Origin of the sequence: Roseibium litorale (genome assembly GCF_014842915.1) — a bacterium.
Classification (GTDB): domain Bacteria; phylum Pseudomonadota; class Alphaproteobacteria; order Rhizobiales; family Stappiaceae; genus Roseibium; species Roseibium litorale.
In genome coordinates this window covers 691,664-714,992 of sequence record NZ_JACYXI010000001.1, presented here as the reverse complement: position 1 = coordinate 714,992, position 23,329 = coordinate 691,664, and the positions used below count along the sequence as shown (strand labels likewise).

The window sequence follows — 23,329 nt, the reverse complement described above, 5'->3', positions numbered from 1 at the left end:
GGTGAACCGGAATTGAGCCGGAAACTCGGCATCCATATGAACGCTTGCCATCAAAACAAAATCCCCGGCCAAGAAGACGGGGATCAGATGGGGCAGTTCATTTTATTTTTCCAACCATCGGCTTTTGATCAGCCGGATGGTTAAAATCATAAGCTAAAACAACGCTCGCCGCTAATCAGCGGTCTATGTGTCGTTTTCTGCCCGAATACCTGCCAGGGCAGTTCCGCCGGTTCTTAAAGGACCCCGAGCACGATCGCTGCGAGGAATGCGAATGCGGCGAAAAAGGCAATCATGTTCAGGTTGCGCGTCAGTAGCATGTTGGCCTCCCGATCACCTTCGATATTTGCAGCACAGATCTTAGGCGACAGGTCCTTCAATCCGAAGCAAAAAAGTTGCTGCAGTGCGAAGGCCTGGGGATTGAGATCTTCAAAATACAGGGCAGCTGGAGAAAATTGATCCGTTCTCTCAAGGAATTAGCCAAAGTGTTGGGATATATCCCCTGGGAACATGTTTCTAAATGTCGCATCTTTGGGCTGTGCCAGGGCGGAAATCGGCGGAAACGGCGGCTTTTCCAGCTTAAGGCTTTGAGGCGTTTTGAGGATTCGTATTAAACCCTATGGATTTTAAGGGGCTGCGGGTAGTAAGTTGTTAATGACAGCTGCCTACTATTCAGGGCAGGAAGGCCGGGTTTCGGGGGTGTTTGATGCTGAGCCTGTCAAGATTGTCAGAGCTGGCGAAAGACAACAGCACGGCAGGGCGCAAGACCTTGGTCACGGCTCTCTCCGATCTTTTCGTAACAACTGATCCAGATCATGCCGAACAGATCAGCATTCTGTTTGGCGAGATTATCATGCGTGTTCTGGATGAGCTTGAAGAGGAGACACGCATCTCCCTGGCGCTCAAGATGTGCCACCACCCATCTGCGCCCCACGACCTTATGGCGAAGCTTGCTTCGGACAACTTTCCCGTCGCCGAAGCAGTTCTCCGGAACAGCGATGTTCTTGACGCCAAAGACCTGGAGGATATCGCCCGGTCCTGCTCCATGGAGCATCTTGAGGCGATCGCGTCCCGCAAGAAAGTGCAGGAAAATGTGACCGGCGTTTTGGTTGAACGGGGCGATGAGGGCGTTCTGGAGACGGTTGCAGGCAACACCGGCGCGGCCATGGTCAATGAGACCTTCACCCGTCTTGTGAATAAGGTGAAAACCTATCCGGGGCTTCAGATGGCTCTGATCAAGCGGAAAGATTTGCCGGACTGCGCGGCCAGTGTGCTCGCCAATCTTCTAACGGAAGAAATGGCCGAACGGGTTCAGGCCATGGGCGGTGACAGCCTTCTCGCCAAGGCTCTTGCCGAGCGGGCTGTGGACACGGTCAAGGAACAGGCATCCAAGCTGGAAACAACCCGCCGGGAGGCCATGCTTTTCATCAGCAAGGTGGTTGAGGGAACGGTTTCTCTGGATGAGGGGATCAGGCATTTCATCCGGAACGATGGGCTTGCCGAACTCGGAATTCTCTTGGCGAAGGTCAGCAAACTGCCCATGGGGAGTGTTTCGCAGCTGATTTATGGAAAGTCGGAGAAAACGCTCATTGTGGTCTGCAAGGCCAGTGGCGTTTCAGATGAGGGCTTCAAGAATATCCTGACCGTCCGGGCGCGGAAGGTGGGGCTTTCCGGTCAGGACGTGGCAGAAGCAATCAAGCGTTACAAGAACTTCTCAAAGGAAGTGGCAGTCGAGTCGCTGAAGGCAATCCGGGCCTCGTGCCAGCCTAAAGAACAAGAGCACGAGGAAACTGCTCCTCAAAGGAGCGGCGTATTCCGCAGGTCACTGCCGAAAAAAGCCAAGACAGCAACGCCCCCCACCGCCGGGTGACGTAAGACATCTTCACGGCTTGCTACACTTGCATCTTACGCCCGTTGCAGGCTTGCCGTCATGGCGGCGGCAGACATCAGGAAACCGCCTCCGATTCTGTTCACGATCTTCATCAGGGAAGGGCTGCGCAGACGGTCACCTATCGCCGAGGCCGCAAAGGCATAGACCGCAGCGTTCACCACGCCAAGAACCACGAAAGTTGTCCCCAGCAGCAACAGTTGGGGTGTGACGGGTGCGCTGGCCGAAATGAAGTGAGGCAGAAACGCCATGAAGAAAATGATGCCTTTCGGATTGAGGGCAGTAACCACATAGGCGTGAAGAAAGATCTTCCGGGGCGGTGCATGTTCCACCTCTCCGGCCTTCAGGCCGTTTGACTTGCTTCGCCACATCTTGACGCCGATCCAGAACAGGTAGGCCGCCCCCACCCATTTAAGCACAGAGAAGAGGAAGGCCGAGGTCGCCAGGATTGCCCCCAATCCAAGAAGAGACGCGGTGGCGGCTGTTGCGTCGCCCAAGGCTACTCCCAGAACACTGGCCGCCGCAGACTTCTTCCCATGCGAGATCGCATAGCTGATCACCAGCAGGATTGTTGGCCCGGGAATGGCCAGAAGAATGATTGTTGCAACCACATAGGCGCCAAAGAGTTCCATAGACATGAGCATTGTTTCGCGTGTCCTTACGGCGGATCCGTTCCGGGGCTGTCAATTGCCTCAATGAGCGGAAAAACAAGGGGGAAATTAGCCCATGAAGATCTTCCTGCGTCAACGCCCGGATCACCACCAAGGAAACGTCCTTGAACCTTTCAGGGGCGGACTGACTGTCCGTACGGGAGTGATCTGTCTTGTGCTCCTAGCAGGGATGACCGCTTTGCCTGGGGCAAGCTTTGCTGCCAAGGGAGCCGGGTCTTCGTTTCCTTCTGCCGTCCGCGAGCTGGTAAAGCCGTTGGAGGAGCTTCTTGCCCCTGAGGAGAACAGGAAAAGGCCTGTCAGACGCGGAATGACGATACCCTTTCCCCAGGCAAAGCCGCTCGCGATGAAGGACGTGGAGCCTATCCCGCTGGAAAAACCAGAGGCAGTGGGTGAAGCTGTTGTACCTGCCGCTCCAGAGCCTCAAACCGAAGTTCAGAAGCCGGGGGAGGCAACACCTCAGGCGGCCCGAGCTGGTGAACCGGAAGAGGACGCAACAGAGGCTTCTGTCCTGCTGCCCGCTCCAGCCCCAGAGCCCAAACCGGCCCCTGGTGCAGCTCCAAGCCCACTGACACCTTCAGGGCCATTGACCACAGTGCACCAGCATCCGGATGCGCGAGCCTTCAAAAGTGAAGCCTGCAAGATCGAAAGGGCGAACTTCGAGCCAAGGCCGCCGGTCGAAGGAGATGGCGGGTGCGGATTTGAGGACGCGGTTCAGCTGACGACGCTTCGTCTTTCTCCGGAGGCGGGTTTCTCGCCTGAGCCCACGGTGACCTGTGCTCTGGGTGAGAAGGTTGCCGAGTGGCTGGTCAAGGATGTCGCGCCGCTGTCCAAAACTTTGCTGGGCGCGCATCTGGTCAAGGTTCAGACTGGTCCGGGCTACTCCTGCCGGCTGCGCAACAATGGCGAGACGGGCAAGATTTCCGAGCATGCCCGCGGGAATGCCCTGGATATTGCCGGCTTTGTCCTGTCCTCAGGAGAAACTGTGACGGTTGCGGACGATTGGGACAAGAATGCAGTTGAGCCCAGCCCCAAAGGCCGGTTCCTCAGGGCGGTGCATACGGCTGCGTGCCAGCGGTTCACGACCGTTCTGGGGCCGGAGGCCGATGTGCACCACAAGAGCCATCTGCATGTCGATATTGGCTGTCACGGAAAAACCTGCACCTATCTGATTTGTCAGTAGCGGCCGCCTCCGTTGCCATGAGAGCAACAGCGCGAGGGGCCGCGTGAGCGGCCCCTCTTGATGGCTGGGAGGGCAGGTGGCCAGTTCGGCTGGCCTGTGGCTCTCGGGGGCAGTCCAGCGCATCGGCCGTGCCGGTTTGGTTTACTGGCAGAAGCGCTGCTCACCCTGGTAGGTGGTGAAAGTACCGGTCGACGGGTTGAACGAGCGGTAGCGGCTTTCGCAGTACTGGTACCAGGCCGGGCTCCACGGCTGCAGGCCGGAGGAGACACTGCCCGGATAAGGGGCCGGCGGATAGTAGGACGGCGCAGGGGCCGCACGGCTCTGCTGGTTCATGGAGCCTAGCAGGATTGCGCCGGCAGCCAGGCCAATCACACCTGCAGCCACGGCTGCGCCTGCGTTGTTGTTGTGGCGGCGGTGGTGGTCATAGCGCGGGGGGCGCGGATTGTGGTCCCAACCGTGGCGGGGGCCGTCGTTCCAGCCGTGACGCGGACCGGCTTCGGCCAGGTTCAGTCCGGAGATCAGAAGGGTGCCTGACAGGACGGCGGTCAGAATGCGCTTGGAAAGGGTCATATCCAGTCTCCATGTCTCGGCGGCCACATGGTTGAGCTCCGGTTTGAACCTTGGCTTAGGCCGCTTGGCGCTGAGCGCCGTGTTTCGATGACTGGACTATGCCACTTGCGGACTGAACCGGTTCTGAGACCCCCGTTCATCTGGCGTTCATGTTCGCGAACTGCCTGAACGTCGCGGTAAGGCTTTGTTTTGTACCAGTGTCTGTCGTAAAAGAGCGGTGGAGAGACATCACGGGCTTGCGCGGCCCGTTCAGAAAGCCTGCAGTCTTGCGGGCCGGGCAGCCAAATGACCACAAAAGATTCTTCTCCCGCCAGTTCTCAGCCTCGCAAGGAGGTTCTGCGTCCTCTGGATGATGAGGCCCGTAGGCTGGCGCGCGGGCTGATCCGCAGCGCACGGTTCGGTTCTCTGGCCGCCCTTGAGCCTGGCACCGGACATCCGTTGGCTAGCCGGGTTGCGCTCGCGCCCGACATGGACGGCACCCCCTTCATTTTGATTTCAGCCCTTTCAGGCCACACTTCAGCGCTGACAGCAGACGCCCGCTGCTCGCTGCTTCTGGGAGAGCCGGGCAAGGGCGATCCGCTCGCTCATCCACGGGTGACGCTTATGTGTCACGCGGAAAAAGTGGAGCGGGGCGCACCTGCTCATGACCGGATGCGCCAGCGTTATCTGGCCCGGCATCCGAAGGCCGAGCGCTATGTGGATTTCGCCGATTTTTCCTTTTTCGCCCTGCGGTTGGAGAGGGCCAGCCTGAATGGCGGATTCGGAAAGGCCTTCGTTCTGAACCGGGGGGACTTGCTGCTGGAACAAGCCTTGTGCACGGAGTTTTCCCTGAGAGAGGCCGGCGTGATCAGTCATATGAATGCGGACCACGCCGATGCGCTTGCGCTTTACGCAGAGGTCTTGGCGAAAGCCGGCAAAGGGAATTGGCGGCTGGCTTCCATCGATCCTGAAGGTATCGATCTCCGGGCTGGGGATGACATGGCGCGGGTCTGGTTCCCGCTGCCACTCTCGTCACCGGACCAGCTGCGCACAGCTCTCGTGGAACTGGCAGCCGCGGCAAGGCACTCCTCGTTTCAGGACTAAACACCTACGCCTAATCTTAAACGGATTTAACGGAGCCTGTTCCTGTATCGAAAGGTTTTCGTAATTAAAGCTGGGGGAACTTTAAATTTTCCGAAGAATATATACCCTTGGGATTGTATTTAATTTTTGCACTCTCTGATTGTGATTAAAATCTTTTATAATCAATGACTTATGAGAAATATTTGAGCGATTTTGTCTCATTTTTGTGTTCTTGATTACAAGTAAATCCTTCTTTGTGCCTAGAGGGAAATACTTATTTTTATACAATTTATGTCAAACACTACATGAAGATTTGGCTCTTGAATAAAATCAGCGCAATGAATTTTTAACGGGAGAGCGGCAACCTTACGTCAAATTCAACGCCGCGGTTCCTAGGGGGAAATGATGTTCGGTGTTTTTGGAAGTAGTGCGAAAAGCGAATTGATCCTCGATGCGTTCAGCAGATCGCAGGCGATTATCGAATTCAAGCTTGACGGCACAATTGTCGATGCGAACGAGAACTTCCTGAAACTTCTTGGCTACAAGCTTGAAGAGATCAAAGGCAAGAGCCACAGAATCTTTGTCGATAAGGACTATGCTGCCTCCGCTCAATACTCTGATTTCTGGTCCAACCTTTCCAAAGGGAAGTTCCAGGCTGGCGAGTTCATGCGGATAACAAAGAGCGGCAGCCCGGTCTGGATCCAGGCTTCCTATAATCCGATCCTGAACAAGGCTGGGAAGCCAGTTGGCGTTGTCAAGATCGCGGCCGATGTCACCAGCGCCAAGCTGGTGACCGCAGACTACCAGGGGCAGATCGCGGCCATCAACAAGTCTCAGGCTGTAATCCATTTCGACCTGGATGGTAAGATCCTGGACGCCAATGAGAACTTCCTTGGTGCTCTTGGGTACCGGCTTGAAGAGATCAAAGGCCAGTATCACAAAATGTTCGTCGGGGCGGAATACGCACGCTCTTCTGAATATGCTGAATTCTGGAACCAGCTCAAGGCAGGAAAATTTCAATCCGGCGAATATGAGCGTCTTGGGAAAGGCGGGAAATCGGTCTGGATCCAGGCGACCTATAATCCGATCCTTGATGCAGCCGGCCGCCCGTTCAAAGTGGTCAAGTTTGCAACGGATGTGACGGCGCGCGTGACCGAACGGCACCGCCGCGCGCGTGTACAGTCCGAAATCAACAGGGACTTGAACGAGATCTCCATGGCATTGGAGAATGCGGGAGAGCAAGCAACCAGCTCGGCCTCCACATCAATCCAGACAGCTTCCAGTGTGCAGACGGTTGCGGCGGCATCCGAAGAGCTGGTGGCATCGATTCATGAGATCAGCAGACAGGTTCAAACAGCTCTGGACATATCCAAGTCCGCGGTCACAGAAGCTGAGCAGTCAACAACGATCATGGCGGGACTGGCCGAAGATGCGAAGACAATCGGCAGTGTTATCGAGTTGATCGACAGCATTGCGAACCAGACAAACCTTCTGGCACTGAATGCAACCATCGAGGCCGCTCGTGCGGGAGAGGCCGGGAAGGGGTTTGCAGTCGTTGCTTCCGAAGTGAAGAGCCTGGCCTCCCAAACGAGCAAGGCAACCGAAGAAATTTCAGCACAGGTCGTATCCGTTCAAGGCACGACAGAGCAGGCTGTGAGGTCGATCGAGGCTGTGATGCAAATCATCAGCCGCATCAGCGAGATTTCGGCGAGCATCGCAACGGCGGTCGAGGAGCAGTCGGTCGTCTCGAATGAGATCTCGTCCAACATGCAAACCGCCGCAGCGGGCGTGGAGCTGGTCAGCACCAACATTCAGGCCATCTCCGCCTCAACCTCGCAGATCGATGCGTCCGCGCGGAAGGTCCGTGAAGCTTCCGCGTCTCTCATGTAGGGAACGACCGGAACTCTTCTCTGATTTGTCCGGAGAGCTATGTGAAAAGGGGCAGGTTCCTGGACCTGCCCCTTTTGCGTCGTGGTGTCACGGGGAGAGCCGCCTGGCTTGATCTTCTCCGCTGGCCGCTGCTATGCAGCCCGGATGCTCAGAAGGAACGTGTCCAGCTTTTCGTTCAGCAGGTCGCTCTGACTTGCCAGGCTGGCGACGGTCGCACGCAGCTCTTCGGAAGCGGCACTGGCTGCATTTGCGCCCATGCTGACGTCCTTGATGTTCTCGGAGATGTTTGAACTGCCGCTGGCCACTTCCGTTACATTCCGGGAGATTTCGCTGGTAACCGCTGTCTGCTCTTCCACCGCAGCGGATATACCTGCAATCTGCTGATCCATTTGCGAAACGGCTTCCATCACCTTGATCATGGCGTTGCGGGTATAGGTTGAGCCATTCTGCAGTTCTTCGACCTGGCTCCGGATGTCTTCAGTTGCCTTTGCCGTTTGGGTCGCAAGCGCCTTGACCTCGGAGGCCACGACCGCGAACCCCCTGCCGGCCTCTCCAGCACGGGCCGCCTCGATCGTGGCGTTGAGGGCGAGAAGGTTTGTCTGGCCTGCGATGTCGTTGATCAGGCTGACCACATCATCAATCCGCTGGGCGGCGCTGGTCAGGTTTTCAACCGTCTCGGTTGAGGCGCGGGCCTGATTGGATGTGGTGTTGGTGATGGCCAGTGCCTCAATAACCTGGCGGCTGATTTCCTGAATAGAAGTGCTCAACTCTTCCGCTGCGCCAGCGACCGACTGGATGCTGACGGAGGACTGTTCTGCTGCGGCGGCCACCGTGTTGGCGCGATCGGAGGTCTGTACCGAGTTGGCGGCAATGCCGGCGGCAGTCTGTTCCAGGTCGCGCACCGCGTCTGCAACACTGTCGGATACGGATTTTACCGTCCGTTCCAGCTCGTTCGCCAGTCTCAAGGTGGCTTCGCGCTTCTCCTGCTCAATGCGGTGTTCTTCCTCGATTGCTTCCTGGCGGAGCCGCTCGATTTCGATCAAAGTAATCTTGAACTTCTCGTACGCATCCGCCACCTGGCCAATTTCGTCTGTGCTCCGGATATCCAGGTCAATCGACATGTCACCTGCGGTCAGGCGGCCAAGGGCATTGGCGACCGATTGGAGCGGGCGCGAGATTTTCAGGCTGGCGAACAGCCAAGCCCCTGCGGCGCCGATCAAGATGGAAAGTCCCGAAATGGCAATCATCCTCGATGTACCGGATTTTTCATGCTCTTCTGCTGCCATCGCCGCTTTGGCGGTGAAGTCCTCCAGTTCTGCCGTCATTTCGAGCAGGGAGTTTGCGAAACGCTTTTCTTCTTCGATAATTGTTTCAGCTAGATCAGCGGCGGTTGAAGCTTCTCCAGCGTCGATTTTTGAAATGATGCTGCGAACGTGTTCTTCAAATGTAATGTAGTCAGTTTCAATGGATTTTATTCTTTGAAGTGTCCGCTGAAACTCGGTTTCTTCTTCCGGCGTTTTAGAGTGTCTTACGGCTTCCATCGCAATTGCTTCACTTGCCTTGAGGTCATCCTTAACCTTTTCTGTCAGGGTAACAATGCGGTCTTCCAGGCTCCTAAGCCTAGCCGTGTCGGTCTCTACCGGTACCTGGCTCAATCTGAGCATGCGCTCCAGCAGAATGGATTGTTCGAGCTGATGAGTTGTTACAGCATTGACATTTTTTGTTAGGGGAATGTCATTCTCGGCAATTGAGGTTAGCTCCGTGCCTATGTCCTTCATCGTCAAGATGCCGACCAGCGAAACGGCTATTGTTGCCAAAGAGACAAAGCCAACCAAACCCAGGATTTTCGTTGAGACGGAGTTCAGTATGGCTGAATGCATTGAAGAGCCCTCTTTGAACGCATTTGATGCATTCACTTAAAGCTTCAGTAGGTTTACAACCTGTGAATAAGAGTTACAACAAATACGGGAAAAGCAATTTATTTCAAATATTTATATCGTATATATATTTAATAATGGGAGTAAATTAACTTATTGTATGAATGTTATTGTCGTAAATTACAATATTCCTGATGCTCTATGAGCTTTTGACTCTCTTGTGTCTGCATAGAATCATGTCAGCAAAAATCAGAGATGCCATTCTCAGGAGGATCTCTCGAAAAGCAAAAGCCGGACAATTTGCCCGGCTTTCAATTTTTTGCTGCTATTCAAACGAAGCGGCGTTACTCAGTGCCCTGAATTGCTGCGAGCGTCCACTCTCCGCCATTTGTGCGCTTGAAGGTCCAAAGCTCTGTGCTTTCCTGCGGTTCCGTCAGGCTGCCGTTTAGGAGCTGGCCATTCGCACGGTCGACAACCGCATCCACTGCCGAATAGCGCATGGCGACGGTGGCATAGTCATCGGAACCTTCGCTCCAGGCCTCGGACACGTCGCCCTCAAGCAGCTTGACGTCTGTTACCGTGTTGCGCTTGCCGGTCGAGGCGAGTTCGCCAAGCTCTTCGGCAAGGAAGGACATGGCTTCCGGCGTTGCCAGCTTGCGGAGGGCCGCATAGTCCTCGCGGGAATAGGCATCCTGGATTTCTGCCAGCATTTCCTCGAACCGGTCCAGATCGGCAGGCTCAACGGAAATCGGCATGTCGACCTGCTCCTGCCTGCCGGCTGCGGCCTGGCTGTTGCCGCCGCCAAAGCCGAAGACATTGCCCCGCTGCTGGCCAGCGGAGGGAGCCTGCTGGAACGGGTTATTGGCCTGGCTTGAGGTGTGGCCTGCCGCCTGCGGCTGCTTGCGCGAGCGGAAATAGCGCAGGGCCAGCGACACGAGCAGACCTATGACAAGCATCTGCACGATCATGCCGAGGAACCCGGCAGCACCGCCAAATCCGCCGCCGAACATCATACCCAGCAGGCCCCCCATCAGAAGGCCGCCCATGAGCGCGCCGCCAAAGCCACCGAAGAGGCCCCGGCTCTGCTGTGCTGCGCCGGAGGCGGGGGTGCCTGCGGAAGGCTTATTGGTCTGTTGCGGTGTCATTGTCCGTTGAATGGGAGCGGCCTGTCCCGGGGTTGTCTTTGTCGGTGCCGGAGCGGAAAAGGTCTTCATCCCGCGGCTGCCAAAGCCGCTGGATCCCGCGCGGCGGGCCTCCGCAAAATCGGCAGCTGCGAACAGCGTTGCCAGGCCAAGAATGAAAACGGCTGTCGTCTTGCGCAAAGAGCGGGCGGCAGCAGGCATCGAGAACTCCTCCAAAAGGCCCCGGCGGGGCAGGTCGATGCCGATGTGGGGATTCGATCACGAAATGCCAGAGGCGGGACATGAAAAAGGGCGGAGCAGCAAAGCGCTCCGCCCGTGCTTTCGTCGCTTTCTTACGCCTTGCCCCAGCCGCCTGCGGTCGGGGTGATGACGGTAACGGCTTCGCCGACTTCCAGGATCGTCTGGTCACAGCCTTCCAGCACTTCGATCCGGCCATCCAGGCGGCGCACTTCCGTGCGGCCCAATTCCCCGTTAGACCCGCCGTCCAAACCTCTTGGAGGCAGGGTGCGGTGAGAGGCGAGGATGGCGCAGTCCATCTTCTCCAGGAACCGGAGCGTGCGCTTGGTGCCGTCGCCCGCATGCCATTTGCCCTTGCCACCCGAACCCTTGCGGATGTGGAAGTCCTCAAGCAGCACTGGGAAGCGGAACTCCAGCACTTCCGGGTCGGTCAGGCGGGAGTTGGTCATGTGAACATGAACGCCGTCGGTGCCGTTGAAGCCTGGACCGGCGGGTGAGCCGGAACAGATGGTCTCGTAGTACTGATAGGTGTCGTTGCCGAAGGTCAGGTTGTTCATCGTACCCTGGCTGTTCGACATGGCTCCGAGGGCCCCGAACAGCGCGTTTGTGACATGCTGGGAGGTTTCCACGTTCCCGGCCACGACGGCCGCCGGATAGGAAGGGCGCAGCATGCAGTCATCCGGCAGGATCACGTTGATCGGCTTCAGGCAGCCTGCGTTCATGGGAATGTGGCCATCCACCATGACGCGGAAGCAATAGAGCACAGCAGCCCGGGTCACCGGCTCGGGGGCGTTGAAGTTGTTGGGCTTCACCTCGCTGGTGCCGGTGAAGTCGACGGTTGCCTCACGCTTCTCTTTGTCGACCGTGATCTTCACCTTGATGATGGAGCCCTGATCGGTCGGATATTCGAAGGAGCTGTCGGTCAGGGCGGAAATGACCCGGCGGACGCTTTCCTCCGCATTGTCCTGGACGTGGTTCATGTAGGCCTGCACCACGTCCAACCCGAAATGGCTGACCATCTTGCGCAGTTCCTGAATGCCCTTCTCGTTGGCCGCGATCTGGGCCTTGAGGTCGGCGACATTCTGGTGCGGGTTGCGGGCCGGGTATTTGTGGTCCGTCAGGAGGTGAATGAGGTCCGCTTCGCGGAACCGGCCTTCATCGACGATCTTGAAATTGTCGAAGAGAACGCCTTCCTCGTCCACGGTGGTGGCGCGCGGGGTCATGGAGCCCGGAGCCGACCCACCGACATCCGCATGGTGTCCGCGGGAGGCTGCCCAGAACAGGATCTCCTTGCCCTGATCATCGAACAGGGGCGAGACCACGGTGATATCCGGCAGGTGGGTGCCGCCGTTATAGGGGGCGTTTAGGGCGAAAACATCGCCCGGCTTGATCCGGCCTTCGTTCAGCTTGATCACGGTTTCCACGGAACGGTCCATGGAGCCAAGGTGCACTGGCATGTGTGGCGCATTGGCAACCAGAGCGCCATCAGCATCAAAGACCGCGCAGGAGAAGTCCAGCCGCTCCTTGATGTTGACCGAATAGGCCGTGTTCTGCAGCGTTACGCCCATTTGCTCTGCGATAGACATGAAGAGGTTGTTGAACACCTCCAGCATGACCGGATCGGCATGGGTGCCGATGGCTTCTGCCCGCTTCAGGGGGACGACGCGGTTCAGGATCACATGGTCCTTTGCATTGATCTCTGCCTGCCAGCCTGCTTCCACGGCAATGGTCGCATGGGGCTCGATGATGAGGGCGGGGCCCATCAGCTTCATGCCCGGCTTCAGGTCGCGGCGCAGATAGACGCCTGCGTCATGCCATTCACCATCGGAATAGAAACGCGAGCGGGTGGTGGGGGCAGGCTCGTCCTGAGACAGGCTCAGGTCTGGTTCTGCAATGCCTGCACCGCCGCCGAAGGTCTCGACCTCCAGAGCCTCGACCACCACCGGCTTTTCCTCATAGGCAAAGCCAAACTGCTTCTTATGGGCGTCCTCGAAGGCGGCCCGCATTTCGGCAGCGCCTGCCAGAAGCACCGGCAGGGGCGTGTCCGTGCCGTCATAGCGAAGGTGCGCGGTTGCGCGGGTCTCGCGGCCATCGGCCTTGATACCCTGGGCTTCCAGTTCCGCTTCTGTCACGGCGGCAAGCTCATCTCGCAGCTTGTCCAGTTCCGGCAGCAGGCTGTCTTCCAGCGGCTTGATCACCGCCTGCTGGTGGTTGGCGCGGATGTCGGCGAGGCCCATGCCATAGGCCGACAGAATGCCGGAGAAGGGGTGCAGAATAACGGTCTTCATGCCGAGGCTGTCGGCCACCCGGCATCCGGCCTGGCCGCCAGCGCCACCAAAGCAGGTCAGTGCATAGCCGGTGACATCATAGCCGCGCTGAACCGAGATCTTCTTGATGGCATTGGCCATGTTCTCGACGGCAATCTTAATGAACCCATCGGCGACGTCTTCCGGGCTCCGGCCATCCCCGATCTTTGCGGCCATTGCGCCGAAAGCGGATTTGACAGCTGCCTCATCCAGCGGCTCATCCCGGTTCGGGCCGAAGATCTTCGGGAAAAATTCAGGGGCCAGCTTGCCGGTCATCAGGTTGGCGTCGGTGACGGTCAGCGGGCCGCCACGGCGGTAGCAGGCAGGTCCTGGATTGGCTCCGGCGCTATCCGGGCCAACCTGGTATCGGCCGTCCTTGTAATGTAGAATGGAGCCGCCGCCTGCTGCCACCGTATGGATCATCATCATCGGTGCACGCATGCGCACGCCCGCGACTTCGGTCTCGAAAGCGCGCTCGTAATTGCCGTCATAGTGGCAAACGTCGGTCGATGTGCCGCCCATGTCAAAGCCGATGATCTTGTCAAACCCGGCCATGCGGGAGGTCTCTACCGCCCCCACCACGCCGCCAGCCGGACCCGAGAGGATCGCATCCTTGCCCTGGAATAAGTCGGCTGCTGTCAGGCCGCCGTTCGACTGCATGAACATCAGGCGCGGGCCTTCGCCCAACTCTTCCTGAACCTGTTGCACGTAGCGGCGCAGGATGGGCGAAAGATAGGCGTCCACGACGGTGGTATCGCCGCGCCCGACCAGCTTCATCAGCGGAGAGACTTCGTGAGAAATGGAAATCTGCGGGAAGCCGATCTCGCGGGCGATCTCAGCAAGCGCCACTTCGTGGGCCGGATAGGCGTAGGCATGCATCAAGACGATGGCGATGGAGCGGATGCCGTCGTCGAAAGCCGCCAGCAGGAGCTTGCGGGCGCTGTCCTTGTCGAGCGGCAGCTCAAGGGTGCCATCGGCCTGCACGCGCTCGGAAATTTCATAAACGGACTCGTACAAGAGTTCCGGCTTGATGATTTCCTTGGCGAAAATATCCGGACGGGCCTGATAGCCGATTTCCAACGCATCGCGGAAGCCGTTGGTGATGAACAAAGCTGTGCGCTCGCCTTTGCGCTCCAGCAGGGCGTTGGTGGCAACCGTTGTGCCCATCTTGACGGTGGCGATCTGATCCGAGGGGATCGGTGCACCTCTCTCAATGCCCATCAATTCTCGGATGCCCTGAATGGCGGCGTCGCGATAGGCTTCGGGGTTTTCTGAGAGGACCTTGTGCGGGTGGATGGTGCCGTCAGGTGCGCGTCCCACAATGTCAGTGAAAGTGCCGCCACGGTCGATCCAGAAATCCCACTTCGCGTTCATTTCGTCAGGTCCCTCTTTCGGATTTTTCCTTCCGCGATCGCCCTGTTCCGTGAACTCGAACGAGCCCAGAGCGTCGCTATTCCGGAAATGCTAGCGCGTTGCTGATAAAATGTCGACAAAATATCAACGTAAATTTTCTTCCGCGTTCACCGCCGCGTATCTGATAAGCGTCAGGCCGCTTGCGCCCCAGCCGAAGTGGTGCCAGTGGCCTGCCTCCCGGTAGCCTGCTGGCACTGCATCGATCATCGATTGCATCTCGCTCTTCCCGGAGTGGCAGATGAGCAGCCAGACTTCCGGGGCGGTGAAGTTTTCCGGGATCTCGTCAGCCGTTTCGATCAGGACCGGCACGGCTCTGTCCTTCACGTAATACTCCAGCGCGGGGGCCGCGAAGGGTTTGTGAAGAAGGATCGGCGCTTCGCCAACGCGCTCCTGGAGATAGGTCTGCGCAATTGGCCGCCACTCTGGCCGGAGTTTCTCCGTGAGAGTGTGCTTGAGGGGCGCTATTGTCAGAGCCGGGACACCGGCCAGCAGCAAGATGAGACCGGGTTTACGCAGAAGCCGCTCCGCTCCGGCGCTGGCAAGCAGAAGCAGGACAGGCCACGTGGTGATGAGGTAGCGGTCGAACAGGATTGGCCGCAGCGTGACCGAGACAAGATAGGCGAGCAGCCAGGGAGCGATTGCGTAGGCAGCAAGCACCAGTCTGGTGTCTGTGCCAATCACGCGGTTGCCGCCCGGAAGGAGAGAGGCAGCTGTCAAAGCCGCAAGGATCAGGAAAACGGTTTCCGATCCTGCCATGTCCCGGACCATCACGGTCAGAAAGCCGAGGTCCGGATAAGCAATCCAGAACCCGCCGCCGACCACATGCTGCGCGCGGGAAATAAGTACCGCCAGCCAGGGCAGAAAGGCGGCTCCCGCCAAGGCCGTTGCCAGCAGGGAAAGAAGCAGCGGGCGGAGGGGACGTGGCTCAAAGCCTTTATCGGCTCTGGCCATCAGTCGCAGCAGCAAGAGCACGCATAATAGTCCAGCTGCTCCGGCAATCGAGAAGGGGGCATAGACATGGCTGTAGAGAAAAAGGGCTCCCCCGGTGGCAGCAAGCACTGTGGCGCCTGTGGGGTGCCGCGTGCCTTCCGGCTTGAGCAGCAAGGCGAGACCAAGCAGATAGAGCAGACCGGTCGCGGCAAAGACCGAATACATGCGTGCTTCGGTCGAATACCAGATGTGGAACGGGGACAGGGCCAGAAGGCTCGCGGCGAGCAGTCCGGAAGCCCGTGAGAAGACCGTCTTGCCGAGCAGATAGAGAAGCCAGACAGCCAGGATCCCGCAGAGACCAGATGGAAGGCGCAGGGCGGTTTCGCTATCGACGCCAAGCCTCATGACCGCCCAAAGCATCAGATTATGGAGCGGCGGATAGTTGTCGCTGGCAACCCGGGTAAAGAGATCCGCAAGCGTATCCTTGGATTGGAACCAGGAGACGGCCTCATCATACCACAGGCTTGTCCGGTCGAGCTGATAGAGCCGCAAGACGGCGGCGAGCAGGAGAACGCCGCCTACCGCCCACGTCCAGCGCTGCCCGCTCCGGTCTCCCTCTGGGAGCTCCGGCGCGAGTGTGTCATGGCTCATTTGTTGGTCCTCCCGCAACGGGGAGGGAGAGTGGCAGGTGTTCCCATCTCTGGCAAATGGATGCCGCCTGGAAAAGGTTCCCGGCTTTAGCGGATTAGGAGCGGCATTTCCTGGACACCAGTCCAGCTGATGTGGCCGTTCTCATCTTTCCGGATCGGTGGAAAATGTCCGGGAACAATGACCTTCCCTCGGCGGAGGACTTCCTGAATGGAGGTGGCACCACGCTTTTGCGGGTCGATCTCAAGATCCGGAATGCCCGTGCTGGCTTCACGCGCGGTCTTTAGCGCATCGGCTGCGAGTACAACCGGTCCCTCGTTACAGGCAAGGTCTCCTGACCCCGCCGTCGATCATTCTGATCGTCTATGGCGCAGCAACCGAGCAATCCATCGCGCGGCTGTTCATTGCCGGGGTGCTTCCGGTCATCCTGGCAGGTGCTGCCTTCCTGACGGTCGCGATGGGGTTCACCGGCATTCCGCGTGAACTTGCCGCCTGGATCGGAACTCTGGGCCTCTCGCCCCTGCAGCTTCTGGCGGCCCTGACGGTATTCTTCGTGGTGCTGGGCTGTTTCCTCGACGGGATTTCCGTCGTGGTTCTGACCACCTCGGTGATCCTGCCGATGGTTCAGCAGGCGGGGCTCGATCTGATCTGGTTCGGCATCTATCTGGTGCTGGTCGTGGAGATGAGCCAGATCACGCCGCCGGTCGGGTTCAACCTCTTCGTGCTTCAGGGCATGACGGGCCATAACATCTTCAAGGTGGCCTGGATGGCGATGCCGTTCTTCCTGCTGATGATCCTGGCAACGGTCCTGATCGTTCTGTTTCCCGGACTGGCGCTGTGGTTGCCACAGACGATGCTTTCAGGGTAAGCGAGGCGATGGGAGGGCACATTTGTGTCTTCCCATCTGGTTTAGCTCAAACGCCGGTGCCCTGATGTTCCGGCAAACGCTGCGTGTCAGGCGGGGATGGAGGACCGATGTCGGATGAGGGATCTGAGAACGATCAGGCCGGTGTGCGGACAATCGGCCCTGTGGTCTCCGCCGCGCATCTGGCCAGTGGCGCCATGCCGGCACTGTCGGAGCTTGAATTTGCCGTCACGATGATGGTCAACGCCTATTCCCGCTGGATGGTGCGGTGCATGGCAGCGGGTGGTACGGCGGGCTTGAGTCCGCTGGATGTGCAGGTACTTCATTCCGTGAACCACCGGGGGCGGGCAAAGACGCTTGCGGATATCTGCCTGGTCCTCAATATCGAGGACACCCATACGGTTTCCTATGCCTTGAAGAAACTGGACAAGGCGGGGCTCATCCAGTCCGGCCGTCAGGGCAAGGAAAAGACGGTCTCCATCACGAAGGAAGGCGAGGCGGCTTGCGTGGAATACCGCAGTCTCCGTGAGGCCCTTCTGGTCGAGCCGATGAAGGCGCTGGGCCTGGATGAACGGGAGTTGTCCCGCTTGGCTGCAACACTGCGGCTTGTCTCCGGCAATTACGATCAGGCCGCCCGGGCAGCCGCGGCTATGTAACACTCTCCAGTTAGCGAAATTGGGGCAGGTGCAGAAATCCGCTTTTATATTTTAATATTTCTTGTAATATCGAATTATGAACGAGATCCAAGCCATAGAAGCCTTGTCCGCACTTGCTCAGCCGGACCGGCTGACCGCTTTCCGCATGCTGGTTCAGGCCGGACCTGAAGGGCTTGCTGCAGGTGACCTGGCGGAGCGTTTGGAGGCAGCTCCCGCGCGCATGTCGTTTCACCTGGCCGCTCTTGAGCGATCGGGGCTGATACGAAAGCAGAGGCAGGGGCGCAAGATCATCTACTCCGCCCGTATGGATGCCATGCAGGGCTTGATCGGATTTTTGCTGGAAGACTGCTGCAACGGAAGTCCGGTCCAATGCGGCTTCCCGCAAATAACACTGCCTAAGGAACATGCCTGATGCCTGTAACTATCTATCACAATCCCGCCTGCGGCACGTCCCGCAACACCATGGCCATGATCCGTGAAGCCGGAGAAGAGCCGGTCGTGATCGAATATCTGAAAACCCCGCCCAGCCGGGACACTCTTGTGGATTTGATCCAGCGTATGGGCATTTCCCCCCGGGAGCTTCTGCGCCAGAAGGGAACGCCCTATGACGAATTGGGGCTTGGTGAGGACAAGTTCTCCGATGACCAGCTGATCGACCTCATGCTGGAGCATCCAATTTTGATCAACCGGCCCATCGTGGTGAGCGAAAAGGGCGTTGCCCTTTGCCGCCCCTCCGAAAAGGTTCTGGAGCTGCTGCCGGAAGGCGCGATCCGCCGTTTCGTCAAGGAAGACGGGGAAGTTGTCGGCGGGGCAGCATCTGAATGAGCGGGAGCAAAGACGGCAGCATACCGGGATGTCATGACTTTCCGGCGCTAGAGGAGGCGCATTTCAGGCCCCTCGACCGGGAGCGGTTGTTCGCTCCGGACGAAATGGATCATCCGCCGCGCATTCTGCTGCTTTACGGTTCTGTGAGGGAGCGTTCCTACAGCCGCTTTCTCACCCAGGAGGCAGCCCGGCTGCTTGCGCGTCTGGGGGCAGATGTCCGGATTTTCGATCCGTCCGGTCTGCCCTTGCCTGACGATGCGCCGGTTGATCACCCCAAGGTGTCTGAGCTGCGGGATCTTTGCGCCTGGTCCGAGGCGCAGGTCTGGTGTTCCCCGGAACGTCATGGCGCGATGACCGGCATCATGAAGGCGCAAATCGACTGGATTCCGTTGAGCGTCGGTGCCGTGCGGCCGACACAGGGAAAGGTTCTTGCCCTGATGCAGGTGTCCGGCGGCTCCCAGTCATTCAACGCGGTCAATCAGATGCGGGTGCTGGGGCGCTGGATGCGCATGGTGGTCATTCCCAATCAGTCCTCCGTTCCAAAGGCCTTCCTTGAGTTTGACGAGCAGGGCCACATGAAACCTTCGCCGCTCTATGACCGTGTGGTGGATGTTGTTGAAGAGCTTTTCAAGTTTACCGTGCTCCTGAGGGGACGGTCGGATTACCTGGTTGAGCGCTATTCCGAACGCAAGGAAAGTGCTGAAGAGCTGTCCCGGAGAGTCAACCAGCCTGCTGCCGTCTGATTGTTCCGGCTAGGGTCCACACCCTAAGCTCCCAACTCGAAAATTCAGGGCTCCGGGCAGAAATGCTCGGAGCCTTTGCTGTTTGCAAAACTGTGTTGCAATGCAGCGTCTTGAGGAAAACCGGTTCCTCTGAATACAACTTCAACTTAAATTTTTGGTTGAATCTCTTAGAGGAACTGAAGCTTGTGCGTGTAGTTCTTTTGGATAATAGTGAATTTTCACAGCGTCCTGTTTCAGGATCAGGAGGCTGAATATTCACAATAATTCCTGGGGGACCTCTGATTATGACACCGACAGCTTCGATCGAAGAAGACTTCTATCGCTCTCTGTATAAAACAGCGGAAGCATCCTATCTGGCCTCCGGCCAGGACATTTCTGCCGAAGACCTGCCTGCGGTCGTCGCGGCCATTCTGGAAAGGCGAGTGGCGGGGGAGAACGCGCTCGCACCTGCCGAGGCCGCGGCCCTTTTGAGACTTGTGAGGGACACACCCGATGCCGGCCTGAGGGCCGAAGTGGTCAAAGCCGCCCGTAAGGTGCGCCAGGCGAGCTTCGGTACCGGGGTTGCCACCATGGTTCCCATTGAGGTGACCTCCTTCTGCTCCAGCACCTGCCGGTTCTGCGGCTGGCGCGCGGACAACAAGGACATGATCCGGCTTGCGATTACGGAAACGGCGATCCGGGAACAGGCACAGATCCTGGCGCGGAAGGGTTTCTCCCATTTCGAGATCGCGGGCGGTGATGATCTCAAATTCCTGAAGGACAATCTCCATTCCCTGGTGCGGAACCTGAAGACCGAAACCAGCGCCATCAATCCCGACGCGCGCGTCTCGCTTTGTCTCGTGCCAATGCATGAGCCTCATTACAGGAAGCTGCGGCAAGATGGTTTGGACTGCGTGCTGACCTGGCAGGAAACCTACAAGGAAGATCTCTACAATCATCATATCCCGTCGGGCCCGAAAGCCTCAGGGATTGATATGGATCTGAAGCTGCAAAAGCGTACCGACGAGAGCATCGGCTGGCTGCACCGGATGCAGTCGCAGGAGATGGCCATCCGTGCCGGTTTGCAGGTTGGCTTGGGAGTAATGATCGGTCTTGCCGAAATCGCGGAAGCAGACATCCTCTCCGTTGTGCTTCACGGCCAGAAGCTGATCGAAACCTATGCGGATCAGATCGAGCCGCTCATCATCGGTATGCCGACCTGGAACCCGATCACGACAGAGGCCTTTGACAACGGTAAGACGGAGCGCCCGCCGTTCGATGCTGCCAGCAACTTCGAATTTGTTGCCGCTGTCTATCTGCTCTCCTTCCCCAACCGCATGGCCTGGGTCTTTGCCAATGGCCGTGTCAGCCCGGAGATCCAGACCAACTGCGTGGAGAACGCAGCCTTCTTCACCTCGACGCTCGTCCAGATCGCTCCAGGAGCCTATCTCGGCCTCGACGGCAAGCCGGTTCCGCGGGCCATGTTTGACCGGGTCCGTGGATTGCCGGAGGGGGAATTGAACCAGCAGGATGTGCTCTCCGGCGAACAGTTCGTCCACTACTACGACTCCCACGAGAACTTCGTGGCCAGGTTTGAGGGGCGTGGGCTCACGGTGGTGCCGGATCAGAGCATGTTGCGGGCACAGGTGCCTGCTACACCCGCCGCACTGGAAGTCGCTTGACTTTCCCGCGTTGAGACCCGGACCGCCCGTTTTGGCGGTCCGGGTAAACTGCGCAAGGGCGGGCCAATCCGCCTGAGAATAACGATTTCTAAGCGGTACGGGCGATGAAACAGGCAGTTGTTGTGGGCGGTGGCATCGGGGGGCTCGCCGCGGCCCTTTCTCTGACGCGGGAAGGATTCAGGTGCCGGATCCTCGAGCGGAACAGCTCTTTAGGGGTTGGAGGAACAGGACTGACCCTCTGGCCCAATGCGTTGCGGCGGCTCGACAGGCTGGGGCTTCTTGAGAAAATCCTCTCACATGCCAGCCCATTGAAGGCTGGCGAGATCTACGATGGCAGCAACCGGCTGCTGTCACGTGTGGATCTGGCGTCAATCGAAGAGCAGTCCGGTCTGCCGCTGATATGTGTGCGCCGGACGGATCTCTACTCGGTGCTTTTGTCTGCGCTGGGGGATGTGGACATCACCACATCCGCGACTTGCACCGGGTATAGGCCTGGCACCAGCGGGGTATCGGCGCTTCTTGCGGATGGCGGGGAGATCGAAGCCGACCTTCTGGTGGCGGCTGATGGCATCCGTTCGAAAATACGGGCGCAGATGCTGCAGCAGGACCCGCTGACTTACGTCGGCTGGATGACCTGGCGCGGCGTTGCGGAGCTGCCGTCTGGAACCTTTCCTGCCGGGCTCTACCGTGAGTTTTTTGGCCGGGGAAGCCGCTTCGGCATCTTCGCGATCAAGGAGGATCTCGTCTACTGGTACGGCACGCGCAATGGCCCGCATGATGACAGGGCGCCAGTGGATCCTGCCCACAAGCAGGAGGCGCTAAACTGGTTTGGCGGCTGGCCGGAACCTGCCAGAATTGTGATCGAGGCAACAAAGCCAGGCGATCTTGTTAGGACAGGCGTTTTCGATACGCAACCTCTGCCGCGGTGGTGCGACGGCCAGGTCGTGCTTCTGGGAGATGCGGCTCACCCGATGACGCCGGATCTTGGTCAAGGCGCCTGTCAGGCCCTCGAAGATGCCTTGAGCCTTGGCGAGTGTCTGCAGCGCTCCGCAAGCGTTCCGGCCGCTCTTGCTGCCTACGAAAAGCTGGGCGGGGAGAGAACCGGCCCCTTGGTTGCCCGCTCGCGCCGGGTCGGTCGCATGCGCCAATGGCACCATCCTTTGCTTGCGGGCTTTCGCAACACGTTGATGAGTGCCATTCCGTCGCGCCTGCTGCTCAAGCTGTTCAATACGCGCTGATTGGAGATGCCGGACGTGTGGATCCTGAAGCCTTTGCTTTGGCCCGGCGCCCAGGAGCGCCTTGTGAAACCGGAACCGGGCCGGATCGAGCAGCGGTCCAACTGGACGCGGCTGCAGATGGAGGCGCGGGCGGGGGTTAGAGCGCCTGCCTGCGGCCACGCTCTGGAAATTCTAACCTGTTCCAAGTTGGAGCCGCCGGGCCTTTCCACCAATCATGGTCATGCCTGGATCAGGCTTTGGCGGGACGATGGCTGCTATGCAAGCGTTGGTTTTTATCCCGACGAAAGCACAGGGATCGATCCGGAGAGGGTGCCGGGATTGCGCTATCCGGGCATGCTTCTCTCGCCTGACAAATATGACCGGGTCGGTTGGCCGGGGCAGAGCACAGTGGTTCCTTTGCGCTCCGATCAATACGAGCAGCTGGCCGCTTGGGTGGAAGGGCTGCAAGCCGGACGGAGGACCGGAGCACTTGTTTTCGACATGGTGGACCGCAATTGCGCCGGCTTCGTTGCCGAGGCTGCGGCCCTAGTTGGGGTTGAGGTGAAATCGGATCAGCCCATTCTGGGGTTTCTGCCTGGCTGGATGCATCTGCCGGGCCGTCTGTCTTCCTGGCTTCTGCCCCTGCGGCGTTTGATCTACCGGCTTGGCCTCGGTTTCTTTGGCGGGTTCTCAACGCTGGATTGGTACTGGGTCCGCGAGGAGGCCGGCGTAAGGCGCCAGCCGGTGACCGGACAGACACCTCTCTTCCAAGGCGTGAAAGACCTTCTCTTCAAGCAGGTGCCTTTCAATCATGTCCGGGCCATCCAGGATTGGCAGAAGGCACGGGCAGGGCAAAGGGCGATTTCGGACCGGCTGTCCGAAGCTTCCTCAATTGCGGACGTCGGCCAGGCTGGTGTGAAGGGCAATGGGTGACGTGAGATGACGACCGGTGCCGATTTCCTCGCTCTCTGCCTTTTTGTCTTCCCTTTGATGTTCAGTCCGGGGCCAAGTAATTTGCTCAGCGCTGCGGCGGCCTCGCGTTTCGGGCTTCTTGGAACCGTTCCCTTCGTTATCGGAATGGATCTGATGGTTCTGCTCCCGGCTCTTGCCGTCGGCTATGGGCTGGTAAGCCTGATTTCAATCAGTCCGGCCCTTTTGCACGGGCTTCAGATCGCAGGTGTCGCCTTCATTGTCTTTCTGGCCATAAGCTTCTGGCGGGCCGAGCCCCACGAAGCCCGGGCCAAACTGGAAAAAACGCCAGGCGTTCTGCATGGCGCGCTGGTGCAGTTTGCCAACATCAAGGGCCTGGTGCTCCTGTTGCTGGTCTACTCCCAGTTCCTCGATATGGGGGCTGTCGACGGACACACAGTCCTTGTCATCAGCCTCGCGCTGACCGCCCTCAGCCTTGTCTCTCATTTTTCCTGGGCGTTTTTCGGTGACCTGCTGTCCCGGTTCGCCAACACGGTTCCAGCCATACGGATGCAGAACCGGATCTACGCCGTCCTGCTCTGCCTGACATCCCTCTGGATCCTGCTGAAAGGGTTTGCCTGA

General features: G+C 58.5%; 18 protein-coding genes and 1 pseudogene. 13 read left to right on the top strand and 6 right to left on the bottom strand.

The window, feature by feature from the left end; all coding sequences use genetic code 11:
* Positions 1-703: 703 nt before the first annotated feature.
* A complete protein-coding gene (locus tag IG616_RS03540; protein ID WP_192146415.1) occupies positions 704-1,867 on the top strand; it encodes a DUF2336 domain-containing protein in 1,164 nt (387 codons plus the stop codon).
* A gap of 35 nt (positions 1,868-1,902) precedes the next feature.
* Here the strand turns inward: IG616_RS03540 and IG616_RS03535 are convergent, their stop codons facing one another.
* Positions 1,903-2,523: a LysE family translocator gene (locus IG616_RS03535; RefSeq protein WP_192146719.1), complete on the bottom strand. Its 621-nt coding sequence runs from the start codon at positions 2,521-2,523 to the stop codon at positions 1,903-1,905.
* 340 nt (positions 2,524-2,863) lie between these two features.
* On the opposite strand from IG616_RS03535, the gene IG616_RS03530 reads away from it, so the two are divergent.
* Positions 2,864-3,736 carry an extensin-like domain-containing protein gene (locus IG616_RS03530; protein ID WP_192146413.1) on the top strand — a complete coding sequence of 291 codons (873 nt, stop codon included), beginning with the start codon at positions 2,864-2,866 and terminating at the stop codon, positions 3,734-3,736.
* 141 nt (positions 3,737-3,877) lie between these two features.
* Here IG616_RS03530 and IG616_RS03525 read toward each other — a convergent pair whose 3' ends face one another.
* Positions 3,878-4,306 (bottom strand): BA14K family protein, encoded by a 429-nt coding sequence (locus IG616_RS03525; protein ID WP_192146411.1) that lies wholly within the window; start codon positions 4,304-4,306, stop codon positions 3,878-3,880.
* 285 nt (positions 4,307-4,591) lie between these two features.
* Here IG616_RS03525 and IG616_RS03520 point away from each other — a divergent pair, with 285 nt between their 5' ends.
* The gene (locus IG616_RS03520) at positions 4,592-5,389 is read left to right on the top strand and encodes a HugZ family pyridoxamine 5'-phosphate oxidase (protein WP_192146409.1); all 798 of its coding nucleotides are present in this window, start codon (positions 4,592-4,594) and stop codon (positions 5,387-5,389) included.
* 384 nt (positions 5,390-5,773) lie between these two features.
* Positions 5,774-7,258 (top strand): methyl-accepting chemotaxis protein, encoded by a 1,485-nt coding sequence (locus IG616_RS03515; RefSeq protein ID WP_192146407.1) that lies wholly within the window; start codon positions 5,774-5,776, stop codon positions 7,256-7,258.
* 131 nt (positions 7,259-7,389) lie between these two features.
* Here IG616_RS03515 and IG616_RS03510 read toward each other — a convergent pair whose 3' ends face one another.
* From IG616_RS03510 to IG616_RS03495, 4 genes are all read right to left on the bottom strand, one after another.
* Complete coding sequence (locus IG616_RS03510; RefSeq protein ID WP_192146405.1) at positions 7,390-8,913, bottom strand: methyl-accepting chemotaxis protein; 1,524 nt, start codon at positions 8,911-8,913, stop codon at positions 7,390-7,392.
* Between the two features lie 566 nt (positions 8,914-9,479).
* Positions 9,480-10,478, bottom strand: a complete 999-nt coding sequence (locus tag IG616_RS03505; RefSeq protein WP_192146403.1) for a Tim44 domain-containing protein — start codon at positions 10,476-10,478, stop codon at positions 9,480-9,482.
* Positions 10,479-10,609: 131 nt separating this feature from the next.
* Entirely contained in the window at positions 10,610-14,194 is a 3,585-nt protein-coding gene (locus IG616_RS03500; protein ID WP_192146401.1) for a hydantoinase B/oxoprolinase family protein, read from the bottom strand.
* 123 nt (positions 14,195-14,317) lie between these two features.
* A complete protein-coding gene (locus tag IG616_RS03495) occupies positions 14,318-15,814 on the bottom strand; it encodes a glycosyltransferase family 39 protein (protein ID WP_192146399.1) in 1,497 nt (498 codons plus the stop codon).
* Positions 15,815-16,139: 325 nt separating this feature from the next.
* On the opposite strand from IG616_RS03495, the pseudogene IG616_RS03490 reads away from it, so the two are divergent.
* The 9 genes and pseudogenes from IG616_RS03490 to IG616_RS03450 all read left to right on the top strand — a co-directional run.
* Positions 16,140-16,679 (top strand): annotated as a pseudogene (locus IG616_RS03490) (TRAP transporter large permease subunit); the annotation flags it as partial.
* A 107-nt stretch (positions 16,680-16,786) separates the two neighbouring features.
* Positions 16,787-17,332: a winged helix DNA-binding protein gene (locus IG616_RS03485; RefSeq protein ID WP_192146397.1), complete on the top strand. Its 546-nt coding sequence runs from the start codon at positions 16,787-16,789 to the stop codon at positions 17,330-17,332.
* A 76-nt stretch (positions 17,333-17,408) separates the two neighbouring features.
* On the top strand, positions 17,409-17,744 hold the full coding sequence (locus IG616_RS03480) for an ArsR/SmtB family transcription factor (RefSeq protein WP_192146395.1): 336 nt from the start codon (positions 17,409-17,411) through the stop codon (positions 17,742-17,744).
* On the top strand, positions 17,744-18,157 hold the full coding sequence (arsC, locus tag IG616_RS03475; protein ID WP_192146393.1) for an arsenate reductase (glutaredoxin): 414 nt from the start codon (positions 17,744-17,746) through the stop codon (positions 18,155-18,157). The genes IG616_RS03480 and arsC overlap by 1 nt, the downstream gene beginning before the upstream one ends.
* Positions 18,154-18,900: an arsenical resistance protein ArsH gene (arsH, locus tag IG616_RS03470; protein ID WP_192146391.1), complete on the top strand. Its 747-nt coding sequence runs from the start codon at positions 18,154-18,156 to the stop codon at positions 18,898-18,900. Before arsC ends, arsH begins: the two co-directional genes overlap by 4 nt.
* A 284-nt stretch (positions 18,901-19,184) precedes the next feature.
* A complete protein-coding gene (locus tag IG616_RS03465; protein ID WP_192146389.1) occupies positions 19,185-20,561 on the top strand; it encodes a hypothetical protein in 1,377 nt (458 codons plus the stop codon).
* A gap of 104 nt (positions 20,562-20,665) precedes the next feature.
* Entirely contained in the window at positions 20,666-21,799 is a 1,134-nt protein-coding gene (locus tag IG616_RS03460; protein WP_192146387.1) for an FAD-dependent monooxygenase, read from the top strand.
* 63 nt (positions 21,800-21,862) lie between these two features.
* Complete coding sequence (locus IG616_RS03455) at positions 21,863-22,711, top strand: hypothetical protein (RefSeq protein ID WP_192146385.1); 849 nt, start codon at positions 21,863-21,865, stop codon at positions 22,709-22,711.
* Positions 22,712-22,717: 6 nt separating this feature from the next.
* Positions 22,718-23,329, top strand: a complete 612-nt coding sequence (locus IG616_RS03450; RefSeq protein WP_343072332.1) for a LysE family translocator — start codon at positions 22,718-22,720, stop codon at positions 23,327-23,329.

What these genes read in the sequence shown, in the direction of transcription:
- IG616_RS03520 (WP_192146409.1), top strand. Translation starts at nt 4,592, where the DNA reads ATGACCACAAAAGATTCTTCTCCCGCCAGTTCTCAGCCTCGCAAGGAG.
- IG616_RS03540 (WP_192146415.1), top strand. Translation starts at nt 704, where the DNA reads ATGCTGAGCCTGTCAAGATTGTCAGAGCTGGCGAAAGACAACAGCACG.
- IG616_RS03495 (WP_192146399.1), bottom strand. Translation starts at nt 15,814, where the DNA reads ATGAGCCATGACACACTCGCGCCGGAGCTCCCAGAGGGAGACCGGAGC.
- IG616_RS03485 (WP_192146397.1), top strand. Translation starts at nt 16,787, where the DNA reads ATGTCGGATGAGGGATCTGAGAACGATCAGGCCGGTGTGCGGACAATC.
- IG616_RS03505 (WP_192146403.1), bottom strand. Translation starts at nt 10,478, where the DNA reads ATGCCTGCTGCCGCCCGCTCTTTGCGCAAGACGACAGCCGTTTTCATT.
- IG616_RS03530 (WP_192146413.1), top strand. Translation starts at nt 2,864, where the DNA reads ATGACGATACCCTTTCCCCAGGCAAAGCCGCTCGCGATGAAGGACGTG.
- IG616_RS03500 (WP_192146401.1), bottom strand. Translation starts at nt 14,194, where the DNA reads ATGAACGCGAAGTGGGATTTCTGGATCGACCGTGGCGGCACTTTCACT.
- arsH (WP_192146391.1), top strand. Translation starts at nt 18,154, where the DNA reads ATGAGCGGGAGCAAAGACGGCAGCATACCGGGATGTCATGACTTTCCG.
- IG616_RS03515 (WP_192146407.1), top strand. Translation starts at nt 5,774, where the DNA reads ATGTTCGGTGTTTTTGGAAGTAGTGCGAAAAGCGAATTGATCCTCGAT.
- IG616_RS03535 (WP_192146719.1), bottom strand. Translation starts at nt 2,523, where the DNA reads ATGTCTATGGAACTCTTTGGCGCCTATGTGGTTGCAACAATCATTCTT.
- IG616_RS03450 (WP_343072332.1), top strand. Translation starts at nt 22,718, where the DNA reads ATGACGACCGGTGCCGATTTCCTCGCTCTCTGCCTTTTTGTCTTCCCT.
- IG616_RS03480 (WP_192146395.1), top strand. Translation starts at nt 17,409, where the DNA reads ATGAACGAGATCCAAGCCATAGAAGCCTTGTCCGCACTTGCTCAGCCG.
- IG616_RS03465 (WP_192146389.1), top strand. Translation starts at nt 19,185, where the DNA reads ATGACACCGACAGCTTCGATCGAAGAAGACTTCTATCGCTCTCTGTAT.
- IG616_RS03460 (WP_192146387.1), top strand. Translation starts at nt 20,666, where the DNA reads ATGAAACAGGCAGTTGTTGTGGGCGGTGGCATCGGGGGGCTCGCCGCG.
- IG616_RS03525 (WP_192146411.1), bottom strand. Translation starts at nt 4,306, where the DNA reads ATGACCCTTTCCAAGCGCATTCTGACCGCCGTCCTGTCAGGCACCCTT.
- arsC (WP_192146393.1), top strand. Translation starts at nt 17,744, where the DNA reads ATGCCTGTAACTATCTATCACAATCCCGCCTGCGGCACGTCCCGCAAC.